The sequence below is a fragment of the Streptomyces sp. NPDC127106 genome, from assembly GCF_042677605.1.
Lineage (GTDB): Bacteria > Actinomycetota > Actinomycetes > Streptomycetales > Streptomycetaceae > Streptomyces.
This window is the reverse complement of sequence record NZ_JBHXTC010000019.1, coordinates 105,654-116,788: the sequence shown is the minus strand read 5'-3', so window position 1 is coordinate 116,788 and position 11,135 is coordinate 105,654. Positions and strand designations below refer to the sequence as shown.

At 72.2% G+C, this 11,135-nt stretch carries 9 protein-coding genes; 3 read left to right on the top strand and 6 right to left on the bottom strand.

Features of this window, described 5'->3' with window-relative positions; genetic code table 11:
• Positions 1 to 107: 107 nt before the first annotated feature.
• Genes opcA through tkt form a run of 4 tightly spaced genes read right to left on the bottom strand, consistent with a single transcriptional unit; the run spans position 108 to position 5,993 of the window.
• Positions 108 to 1,211: a glucose-6-phosphate dehydrogenase assembly protein OpcA gene (opcA, locus tag ACFVGY_RS18410; protein WP_385678157.1), complete on the bottom strand. Its 1,104-nt coding sequence runs from the start codon at positions 1,209 to 1,211 to the stop codon at positions 108 to 110.
• Positions 1,208 to 2,734, bottom strand: coding sequence for a glucose-6-phosphate dehydrogenase (gene zwf / locus ACFVGY_RS18405; protein ID WP_385678154.1), 1,527 nt, complete (start codon positions 2,732 to 2,734; stop codon positions 1,208 to 1,210). Before zwf ends, opcA begins: the two co-directional genes overlap by 4 nt.
• Positions 2,735 to 2,739: 5 nt before the next feature.
• Positions 2,740 to 3,858 (bottom strand): transaldolase, encoded by a 1,119-nt coding sequence (gene tal / locus ACFVGY_RS18400; protein WP_385678151.1) that lies wholly within the window; start codon positions 3,856 to 3,858, stop codon positions 2,740 to 2,742.
• 35 nt (positions 3,859 to 3,893) lie between these two features.
• Entirely contained in the window at positions 3,894 to 5,993 is a 2,100-nt protein-coding gene (gene tkt, locus ACFVGY_RS18395) for a transketolase (protein ID WP_385678148.1), read from the bottom strand.
• Between the two features lie 257 nt (positions 5,994 to 6,250).
• Between tkt and ACFVGY_RS18390 the strand changes: the two genes are divergently transcribed.
• The 3 genes from ACFVGY_RS18390 (at position 6,251) to ACFVGY_RS18380 (ending at position 8,834) form a co-directional block, all read left to right on the top strand.
• Positions 6,251 to 7,192 (top strand): heme o synthase, encoded by a 942-nt coding sequence (locus ACFVGY_RS18390; protein ID WP_385678145.1) that lies wholly within the window; start codon positions 6,251 to 6,253, stop codon positions 7,190 to 7,192.
• Between the two features lie 24 nt (positions 7,193 to 7,216).
• A complete protein-coding gene (locus ACFVGY_RS18385; RefSeq protein WP_385678142.1) occupies positions 7,217 to 7,555 on the top strand; it encodes a hypothetical protein in 339 nt (112 codons plus the stop codon).
• Positions 7,556 to 7,712: 157 nt separating this feature from the next.
• Positions 7,713 to 8,834: an amidohydrolase family protein gene (locus tag ACFVGY_RS18380; protein WP_385678139.1), complete on the top strand. Its 1,122-nt coding sequence runs from the start codon at positions 7,713 to 7,715 to the stop codon at positions 8,832 to 8,834.
• A gap of 105 nt (positions 8,835 to 8,939) precedes the next feature.
• Here the strand turns inward: ACFVGY_RS18380 and ACFVGY_RS18375 are convergent, their stop codons facing one another.
• Positions 8,940 to 9,908 carry a heme A synthase gene (locus ACFVGY_RS18375; protein ID WP_385678136.1) on the bottom strand — a complete coding sequence of 323 codons (969 nt, stop codon included), beginning with the start codon at positions 9,906 to 9,908 and terminating at the stop codon, positions 8,940 to 8,942.
• A gap of 25 nt (positions 9,909 to 9,933) precedes the next feature.
• Positions 9,934 to 11,091, bottom strand: a complete 1,158-nt coding sequence (locus ACFVGY_RS18370; protein WP_385678133.1) for a hypothetical protein — start codon at positions 11,089 to 11,091, stop codon at positions 9,934 to 9,936.
• Positions 11,092 to 11,135: the final 44 nt, after the last annotated feature.

Below are 11,135 nucleotides of genomic sequence, written 5' to 3'. Positions count from 1 at the left end.
AAGACTCTCTGAGAGCGCGCGAGAGCGCGAGCCCCCCGCGGCGCCCCCCCCCCCCCCCCCGCCCGGGGGGGGGGGGGGCCCCCCGCCGCGCGGGCCCCCGTCGTGCTTCACTGCTTGGCCGAGGCCTTCTTGGCCGGCGCGGCCTTGCCGGCGGCCTTGCCGCCCTTGGCCGCGGGCGCGGACCCGGCCGCGTCGGACGGGGCTTCGGCCTCCGCCACGGCTTCGGCCACCGCCTCGGCCTCGGCCGCGGCGGGCTCCGCCCCGGCCGGAGCCGCCTGGGCCCGGGACGATTCCAGCTTCGCCACGCCGAACTTCAGCGCGGACGCGTAGGTGTTGTCCGGGTCGAGCCGGCGCAGCTCCTCCGCCAGCAGCTCGGCCGTGTCGCGGCGCTTGAGCGCCACGCTCCGGTCGGGCTGACCCGGCATCCGCAGCGTCGCCAGCGAACCGTCCGCCCGGTCCAGGACGATCTCGCCGTCCTTGGTCTCCAGGTGGACCGACGTCAGGCCGGGGCCCGCCGACAGGGTGCGCCGGACGGGGACCTTCAGGCGGTCCGCCAGCCACATGGCCAGCAGCTCGCAGCTCGGGTTCTCGTCCTCGCCCTCGACGACCGCCGAGGTCACCTGGAAGGCCTGCTGGTCCATCGCCGCCGCGAGCATGGAGCGCCACGGCGTGATCCGGGTCCAGGACAGGTCCGTGTCACCGGGGGCGTACGCGGCCGCCCGCCCCGACAGCACCCCGATGGGGTCCTCGCAGGCGTAGGTGTCCGCGATCCGGCGCTGCCCGAGCGCGCCCAGCGGGTTGCCCGCCAGGTCCGACGGGGCACCCTCCGGCCACCAGACGACCACCGGGGCGTCCGGCAGGAGGAGCGGGAGGACCACCGAGTCGGCGTGGTTGACCAGCTCACCGTGGAGGCGGAGCACCACCGTTTCACCCGAACCGGCGTCCGCCCCGACGCGGACTTCCGCGTCGAGACGGGCGTCACGGCGGCTGCGCGGCGAACGGCTGCCCCGCTTGATGACGACGATGATCCGCGAGGGGTGCTCGTGGGACGCGTCGTTCGCCGACTTGAGCGCGTCGTACGCGTTCTCCTCGTCGGTCACGATCACCAGCGTGAGGACCATGCCGACGGCCGGCGTGCCGATGTCCCGGCGTGCCTGCACCAGCGCGGCGTTGATCTTGCTGGAGGTGGTCTCCGTGAGGTCGATCTTCATGGCCGGCGCCAGCTCCGTCCGTCTCGTGCGAGCATCTCGTCCGCCTCGACCGGCCCCCAGGTCCCCGCAGGGTACTGGGCGGGCTTGCCGTGCTTGTCCCAGTACTCCTCGATCGGGTCGAGGATGTTCCAGGAGAGCTCGACCTCCTGGTGGCGCGGGAAGAGGTTCGCGTCACCCAGCAGGACGTCCAGGATCAGCCGCTCGTACGCCTCGGGGCTCGACTCCGTGAAGGACTCGCCGTAGGCGAAGTCCATCGTGACGTCCCGGACCTCCATGGAGGTGCCCGGGACCTTGGAACCGAAGCGGACCGTCACGCCCTCGTCCGGCTGGACCCGGATGACCAGGGCGTTCTGCCCCAGCTCCTCGGTCGCGCCCGACTCGAACGGCAGGTACGGGGCCCGCTTGAAGACCACCGCGATCTCGGTGACCCGGCGGCCCAGCCGCTTGCCGGTCCGCAGGTAGAACGGCACGCCCGCCCAGCGGCGGTTGTTGATCTCCAGACGGATGGCCGCGTAGGTGTCGGTCTTCGAGTTCGGGTCGATCCCGTCCTCTTCGAGGTAGCCGACGACCTTCTCGCCGCCCTGCCACGCCGAGGTGTACTGGCCGCGCACGGTGTGCTTGCCCAGGTCCTCGGGGATCTCGACGGCGCTGAGCACCTTCAGCTTCTCCGCGACCAGCGCCTTGGGGTGGAAGGAGCCGGGCTCCTCCATCGCGGTCAGCGCGAGCAGCTGGAGCAGGTGGTTCTGGATGACGTCGCGGGCCGCGCCGATGCCGTCGTAGTAGCCGGCCCGGCCGCCGATGCCGATGTCCTCGGCCATGGTGATCTGCACGTGGTCGACGTACGACCGGTTCCAGATCGGCTCGAACATGGTGTTCGCGAAGCGGAGCGCCAGGATGTTCTGGACGGTCTCCTTGCCCAGGTAGTGGTCGATGCGGAAGACCTCGTCCCGGGGGAACACCTCGTGGACGACCTTGTTGAGCTCCTCCGCGCTCTTGAGGTTGTGGCCGAAGGGCTTCTCGATGACGGCGCGCCGCCAGGAGCCCTCCTTCTGGGCCAGCCCGTGGTCCTTGAGCTGCTGGACCACCTTCGGGAAGAACTTCGGGGGCACCGACAGGTAGAAGGCGAAGTTGCCGCCCGTTCCCTGCTGCTTGTCGAGTTCCTCGATCGTCGCCTTCAGCGTCTCGAAGGCCTGGTCGTCGTCGAAGTCTCCCTGGACGAAGCGGCAGCCCTGCACCAGCTGCTGCCAGACCTCTTCCCGGAAGGGCGTGCGGGCGTGCTGCTTGACCGCCTCGTACACCTCCTGGGCGAAGTCCTCGTGTTCCCATTCCCGGCGGGCGAAGCCGATCAGTGAGAAGCCCGGCGGGAGCAGGCCGCGGTTGGCCAGGTCGTAGACGGCGGGCATCAGCTTCTTGCGCGACAGGTCACCCGTAACGCCGAAAATGACCAGACCGGACGGCCCCGCGATGCGCGGGAGCCGCCGGTCCTGTGCGTCACGAAGCGGGTTCGCTCCGTTTACAGACAAGGTGCTCAGGCCTCCGTGGGAGCGAGGCGCTCCAGCTCCGCCTCGGTGGACTTCAGCAGGTCGTTCCAGGACGCCTCGAACTTCTCGACGCCCTCGTCCTCAAGCAGCTGAACGACATCGTCGTACGAGATGCCCAGCTTCGCGACCGCATCGAGCTCCGCACGCGACTGCTCGTAGGTGCCGCGCACCGTGTCGCCCGTGATCTCGCCGTGGTCGGCGGTGGCCTCCAGGGTGGCCTCCGGCATCGTGTTCACCGTGTTCGGGGCGACCAGGTCGACCACGTACAGGGTGTCCTTGTACGCCGGGTCCTTCACGCCGGTCGAGGCCCACAGCGCGCGCTGCTTGTTGGCGCCGAGGCGCTCCAGGGCGGCCCAGCGGTCGGAGGAGAAGACCTCCTCGTAGGCCTCGTAGGCCAGACGGGCGTTGGCGAGCGCCGCCTTGCCCTTCAGGGCCTTCGCCTCGTCCGTGCCCAGCGCGTCCAGGCGCTTGTCGATCTCGGAGTCGACGCGGGAGACGAAGAAGGAGGCGACCGAGTGGATCTCGGACAGGTCCAGGCCGGCGGCCTTCGCCTTCTCCAGACCCGTCAGGTACGCGTCCATGACCTCGCGGTAGCGCTCCAGCGAGAAGATCAGCGTGACGTTGACGCTGATGCCCTTGCCGATGACCTCGGCGATCGCCGGCAGGCCGGCCTTGGTCGCCGGGATCTTGATCAGCGTGTTCGGGCGGTCCACCAGCCAGGCGAGCTGCTTGGCCTCGGCGATCGTCGCCGCGGTGTTGTGGGCCAGGCGCGGGTCGACCTCGATCGACACGCGGCCGTCCTGGCCGTCGGTCCGGTCGAAGACCGGGCGCAGGATGTCGGCGGCGTCGCGGACGTCCGCCGTCGTGATCATGCGGATGGCCTCGTCGACGGTGACCTTGCGGGCGGCCAGGTCCGCGAGCTGCTGCTCGTAGCCGTCGCCGCTGCTGATCGCCTTCTGGAAGATCGACGGGTTGGTGGTGACGCCGACGACGTGCGACTCGTCGACGAGCTCGGCCAGGTTGCCGGACGTGATGCGCTTGCGGGACAGGTCGTCCAGCCAGATCGCCACGCCTTCGTCGGAGAGGCGCTTGAGTGCGTCTGTCATGGGAATTGCATCTCCTACTGGTGTTCGTACCGGCGTCAGCGCGCGGCTTCGATCGATTCCTTGGCGGCCGCGGCAACGGCCTCGGCGGTGAAGCCGAACTCGCGGAACAGGACCTTGGCGTCGGCCGAGGCACCGAAGTGCTCGAGGGAGACGATGCGGCCCGCGTCGCCGACGTAGCGGTGCCAGGTCAGGCCGATGCCGGCCTCGACCGCGACGCGCGCCTTCACCGACGGCGGCAGGACGCTGTCCCGGTACGCCTGGTTCTGCTCCTCGAACCACTCGACGGACGGCATCGAGACGACCCGGGCCGGGATGCCCTCGGCCTGCAGCGCCTCGCGGGCGGCCACGGCGAGCTGGACCTCGGAGCCGGTGCCGATGAGCACGACCTGGGCCTCAGCGGTCTCGCCCGAGGGGCCCGTGGCCTCGAACAGCACGTAGCCGCCCTTGGCCGCGTCGTCGTTGCGCTCGTAGGTCGGGACGCCCTGGCGGGTCAGCGCCAGGCCGTGCGGGGTGCCCTTGCCGAACACCTTGGTGTGGCGCTTGAGGATCTCGCGCCAGGCCACGGCCGTCTCGTTCGCGTCGGCCGGGCGGACCACGTTCAGGCCCGGGATGGCGCGCAGCGAGGCGATGTGCTCGACCGGCTGGTGGGTCGGGCCGTCCTCGCCGAGGCCGATGGAGTCGTGCGTCCAGACGTACGTCACCGGCAGGTGCATCAGGGCCGACAGGCGCACCGCGTTGCGCATGTAGTCGGAGAACACCAGGAAGGTGCCGCCGTAGATACGGGTGTGGCCGTGCAGCGCGATGCCGTTCATGGCGGCGGCCATGGCGTGCTCGCGGATGCCGAAGTGGATGGTGCGGCCGTACGGGTCGGCCTCCGGCAGCGGGTTGCCCGTCGGCAGGAACGAGGAGTTCTTGTCGATGGTGGTGTTGTTCGAGCCGGCCAGGTCGGCCGAGCCGCCCCACAGCTCCGGGATGACCGCGCCGAGCGCCTGGAGCACCTTGCCGGAGGCGGCGCGGGTGGCGACACCGGTGCCGGGCTCGAAGACGGGGAGCTTGTCCTCCCAGCCCTCGGGCAGCTCGTTGGCCTGGATGCGGTCGAACTCGGCCGCGCGCCCCGGGTTGGCGGTGCGCCAGGCGGAGAGGTCCTTCTCCCAGGCGGCCTTGGCCTCGCGGCCGCGGTCCAGCACCGCGCGGGTGTGGCCGATGACGGCGTCGGAGACCTCGAAGGCCTGCTCCGGGTCGAAGCCGAGGACGCGCTTGGTGGCGGCCACCTCGTCGTCGCCGAGGGCCGAGCCGTGAGAGGCCTCGGTGCCCTGGGCGTGCGGGGCGGGCCAGGCGATGATCGAGCGCATCGCGATGAAGGAGGGGCGCTCGGTCTCGGCCTTGGCGGCGGCCAGGGCCGCGTACAGGGCCTTGGGGTCGATGTCGCCGTTGGCCTGCTGCTCGATGCGCTGGACGTGCCAGCCGTACGCCTCGTAGCGCTTGACGGTGTCCTCGGAGACGGCCGTCTCCGTGTCGCCCTCGATGGAGATGTGGTTGTCGTCCCACAGCAGCACCAGGTTGCCGAGCTTCTGGTGGCCCGCGAGGGAGGATGCCTCGGCGGAGATGCCCTCCTGGAGGCAGCCGTCACCGGCGATGCAGTAGACCATGTGGTCGAAGGGGGAGGTCCCCGGCGCGGCGTCCGGGTCGAACAAGCCGCGCTCGTAGCGGGCGGCCATCGCCATGCCCACCGCGTTGGCGACGCCCTGGCCGAGGGGGCCGGTCGTGGTCTCGACGCCCTTGGTGTGGCCGTACTCCGGGTGGCCGGGGGTCTTCGAGCCCCAGGTGCGGAAGGCCTTCAGGTCGTCCAGCTCCAGGCCGAAGCCGGCCAGGTACAGCTGGGTGTAGAGGGTCAGGGAGGAGTGACCGGCGGAAAGCACGAAGCGGTCACGGCCGACCCAGTCCGGGTCCGCCGGGTCGTGCCGCATCACCTTCTGGAAGAGGGTGTAAGCGGCCGGGGCCAGGCTCATGGCCGTGCCGGGGTGGCCGTTCCCGACTTTCTGGACCGCATCGGCTGCCAGGATGCGGGCGGTGTCGACGGCCCGCTGGTCCAGATCGGTCCATTCGAGCTCTGTGGTCGTCGGCTTGGTGGTCACCGTGGGTCAGGGCTCCTCTCCAGATGTCGGTTCCCGGTGACGTACCGTGCACCGGCGATTCTGAGCCTACCCCCGCCGCGGCATGCAGCTATTCGGGTGCGCGCAGTCCGTCACAACGTTGCTGGCGCGATCGGACCAACACGAGGCGACCCCCGCGCAGGGCGCGCAGAGCGCAACGTCTAAAGTGGCGTGGTACGCGCAAGTCTTTACCGGTCCAACATGTCCGGAACTTGCTGGATTCTCTGTCAGGGGTGTGCGTGACGGCCGTCGAATCCCGTCCTTCGGGGGTGCTCGGGACGAGCCCCGGCCACCGGCCGTTCGGGGCCCGTGCGAAGGCTTTTGTGGCTTTGACCAAGCCGCGAATCATCGAACTTCTGCTGATCACCACAGTGCCGGTGATGTTCCTCGCCGAGGAGGGCGTGCCGTCGCTGTGGCTGGTCTTCGCGACCTGCTTCGGCGGCTACCTGTCCGCGGGCGGCGCGAACGCGCTGAACATGTACATCGACCGCGACATCGACGCGCTGATGGACCGCACGGCGCAGCGACCCCTGGTCACCGGCATGGTCAGCCCGCGCGAGTGCCTGGTCTTCGGCATCACCCTGGGCGTGGTGTCGACGCTGTGGTTCGGGTTCCTCGTCAACTGGCTGTCCGCCGCGCTCGCCCTGGGCGCACTCCTCTTCTACGTCGTCGTCTACACGATGCTGCTGAAGCGGCGCACCACCCAGAACATCGTCTGGGGCGGCATCGCGGGCTGCATGCCGGTGCTCATCGGCTGGTCCTCGGTGCGCGACGAGGTCTCCTGGGCCGCGGTCATCCTCTTCCTCGTCATCTTCTTCTGGACGCCGCCGCACTACTGGCCGCTGTCGATGAAGGTGAAGGACGACTACGCCCGCGTCGGCGTGCCGATGCTGCCGGTCGTCGCCGGCAACAAGGCGGTCGCGCGGCAGATCGTCCTCTACAGCTGGGTGATGGTCGCCGTCTCGCTGCTGCTGACCCCGCTGGGCTACACCGGCTGGTTCTACACCGCGGTCGCGCTGGCGGCGGGCGGCTGGTGGCTGTGGGAGGCGCACGCGCTGCACGCGCGGGCGAAGGCGGGCGTGACCGGCGCGAAGCTCAAGGAGATGCGCCTCTTCCACTGGTCGATCACCTACGTGTCGCTGCTCTTCGTGGCCGTGGCCGTGGATCCCTTCCTCCGCTGATTACTCGCCGGTAGCATGCTGTCCATGGCTGACACCACCGCAGACACCAAGAAGCAGGACCGGGCCGCCGCGAAGCTGGCCAAGCAGATCGGCGCCTTCGCGCGGGAGCACGGCGGCGCCGAGGGCCAGCTCGCCCACATCGGCCAGGCCGGCACCCGGATCGTGCTCGTGGGCACGGACGGCGGCTGGGGCGACCTGGTCGCCCCCTGCTACGCGGTGGCCGAGAAGGCCGCCGAGAAGGCCGGGCTCACCCTGCACGAGGAGTTCGACGGCGACTTCGCCGCGCGCGTGAAGACCGGCCCGTACGAGTGGACCCGGATGGCGGGCATCCAGCTCGGCGGGACGGCCAACCCGGCGGCCTGAGCCCGTACGCCGGCGTTCCGCACGGCGCCCCGATCCCGTACGGCGCCCCGCGGGCCCGTGCGGTGGCCGCTCGGGCAACAGCGCGAGCAACACCTCACACCCCGCTCACCCGTTAGGACGTGTGGAAGCCCCCCCACGTCCGCAACGGGATGCCCGGATGATCGAAACGCCGCCCCTGGTGGACCAGTACTGCCACGGACTGCTCCGCACCGAGCTGGGCCTGGGCACCTTCGAGGCCCAGCTGTTCGCCCCGGCAGGGCCGCCCGCCCCCGGGACCACCTTCTTCGACAGCCAGACCGGCTTCGCCGTGCGCCGCTGGTGCCCGCCGCTGCTCGGCCTGGAACCGCACTGCGCCCCCGCCCGCTACCTGGCCCGGCGGCGCGAGCTCGGTCCGGCCGAGTCCGGGCGCAGGCTGCTGCGCGGCTCCGGCATCGCCGCCTACCTGGTCGACACCGGCGAGGCCGGCGACCTCACCGGCCCCAAGGAACTCGCCCTCGCCGGGGACGCCGAAGCCTTCGAGATCGTCCGGCTGGAACCGCTGGCCGAGCAGGTCGCCGACACCTCCGGGACCGTGCCCGCCTTCCTGGCCAACCTCGCCGAGGCCGTCCACCATGCCGCCGCCGGGGCCGTGGCCTTCACCTGCGGCGCCGACGCGGGGTATCCGGCGGCGCTCGCGAGGGGCCCCGAGCCGCCCGGACCGGGGGAGGTGCGCGGGGCGGCCGGGCGGTGGCTCGCCCACCGTGCCGCGGGCGGAGCCGTACGGGACCCCGTACTGCTACGGCACCTGCTGTGGAGCGCGGTGGCGACCGGGCTGCCGCTCCAACTGCACATGGGCGGCGCCGAGCCGGGCCGGTGGCCGGAGCAGGCCGATCCGGCGCTGCTGGTGGACTTCGTACGCGCCACCGAGGGGCTGGGGAGCCGGCTGGTGCTGCTCGGCGGCTACCCGTACCACCGGCGCACGGCGCAACTGGCGGCCGCCTTCCCGCACGTCCACGCCGACCTGGGAGCGGCCCTCGGGCAGAGCGGCGCGCGGGCCCCGGCGGTCCTCGCCGAGCTGCTGGAGCTCGCCCCGTTCGGCAAGCTGCTGTTCTCCAGCGGGGGGCGGCGGCTGCCCGAGCTGCACGCGGTGGGTGCCCTGGTGTTCCGGGAGGCACTGAGCCGGGTGCTCTGCGGCTGGGTGGGGGAGGGCGCCTGGTCCTGGCGGGACGCCGAGCGGGTGGCCGCGATGGTCGCGGCGGGCAACGCCCGGCGGGTCTACCGGCTCGACGGGCGGACCTGACGCGGCGAGGCGCTCCCGACGGGGCGGGTGGGAACGGCAGAGCCGGGCCGTCGCGGTGGACGGCCCGGCTCGGGCGCGGTCATCGGCGGACGCCGACCGGGCGGATCAGAGAACGGAGAGCTGCGGGTCGCCCTGCGCCGGGACGGCCGCCTGCTCGACCGGGCGCTCCCGCAGGCTCAGCGCCACGCGGAGGACCGCGATCCACACCAGGCAGGACCCCAGCATGTGGGCGCCGACGAGGACCTCGGGCAGGTCGGTGAAGAACTGCACGTATCCGATGGCGCCCTGCGCGAGCAGGACGACGAGCAGGTCCCGGGCGCGGGCCCGGGTGTCGTCCGGGGCGTCCACCACGCGCAGCACCAGCCACATGGCGACGGCGAGCGCGCACACCACCCAGGCGGCGACGGCGTGCACGTGGGCCGTGCTCTCCCAGTCGAAGGGCATGCGCGGCACCTCGCTGCTGTCGCCGGCGTGCGGCCCGGAGCCGGTCACCACGGTGCCGGCGGCGATCAGCACGGCGGTGGAGGTCAGCAGGGCCCACGACAGCTTGCGCACCGGACCCGGCACCCGCGGCCTGGCGGCGCCGTCGCCCTCGCGGGCCCGCTGCCAGGTGAGCGTCGTGACGGTGATCAGCGCGGTGGCGAGCAGGAAGTGCCCGGCCACGCTCCACGGGTTGAGCTTGGTGTGGACGGTGATCCCGCCGAGCACGGCGTTGGCGCCCACGATCCAGAACTGGGCCCAGCCGAGCTTGGTCAGCGACCGGCGCCAGGGCTTGGCGCACCGGGCGGCCAGGATGCACCAGCCGACGGCCGCGCTGACCACGTAGGTCAGCATGCGGTTGCCGAACTCGATGGCGCCGTGGATGCCCTGGGCCTGGGTGGTGATCAGGCTGTCGTCGGTGCACTTGGGCCAGGTGTCGCAGCCCAGACCGGATCCGGTCAGCCGCACGGCGCCGCCGGTGACGACGATGACGACGGTCATGGTGAGCGCGGCGAGTGCGGCACGCTGGACGATCCGGGGTGAGGGCGTCCAGCGGGCGGCGAGGTAGGCGAGGGGGTTAAACACGCCCCCCATCGTAGGCGGCCCCTTGTGCAAACTTTCACGAGGGGGTCGCTTCGGATCCGCCCCCGTGCGTGTCGGGGCCTGCGAGCAGCCGGAACCGGGCCCCGGCGGGGTCGCCCTCCTCGTGCCACCAGACGAGGACGCGCCAGTAGACGCCGTCACCGGGGTAGTGCGGGGACGCCCGGAAGCCTCGTATGAGTTCGTCCCCTATATCCCCCGCTGTTCTGTTCCTCACTTCCGAGCTGCCGCGCCAGGGGTCCCCCTGCACCTCCCACAGCCCGTCGGGGCCGCGCACCTCGAAGCGCCACACGGCCAGCCAGGGCGTGACCTCCAGCATCGTCCGCACCTGTTCGGCATCCAGCCGGAGCCGGTCCGCGATCGCGGGCTCGGCCGCCCCGCCGACCCGGGCCGCCACCACGGCCTGCGGCAGCAGCCGCTCGGGCAGCAGCCCCCGGGCGCGCAGGTTCGCCAGCGCGTCGAAGGACAGGAAGCGCAGCCGCAGCTGGAGCTGCCGCCCGATGTGGTCCAGGGCCTCCTCCGCCTCCCGGGCCTCCTCCGGGCCGGCGCCGCCGAGCAGCAGCCGGCGGAAGCCCTCCTCGGCGTCCACCGCCCAGGCCACCGCCTCCTCGGCGAGACCCAGCTCCGCCAGGCGGTCCCCGAGGAACACCTCGGCCTGCGCGAGCCCCCGCCGGTTGACCGGATCCTGCGGGTCGAGCCCGCCCCAGACCTCCACCGCGGCCCGGGTCAGGTCCCGGGCCCGCTCGCCCGCCGCCCGCTCGATGGCACTCGGGCCCTGCTCCGCCGTCGCGCCCAGCGGGTAGCGGGGCAGCCGGTCGCCGTCGCTGAGCGGCCAGGCCAGCCAGACCCCCTGGTTGATCAGTCCCCGGGCGTACCAGCGGGCGTACTCCGGTCCGTAGCCGGCGGCCTGCTGCGCGTACCTCAGCCCCTCCTCGATCGCCGCCAGCGCCCCCGCCCGGTCCCCGCCGGAGAACCGGCGGGCCGCCAGATCGCCCAGGCGCAGCCCGAGCCGCGCCGCGCACTCGGGATCGCTCGCGGCCGGTTCGCGCAGCGCGCCGATCAGCTCCGCCAGCAGCGCCTCCGCCGCGGCGTACTCCGCCTGCTCCGCCCCCGACCGGATCCGCGCCCACTGTTCGTCCAGCCGCAGCGCGGCTAGTGCGGCTTCCCGTTCCCCCATGCGTCCGCCCCCCGGCGTCCTGGTGGGCGCCGCCCCTGTGCGGC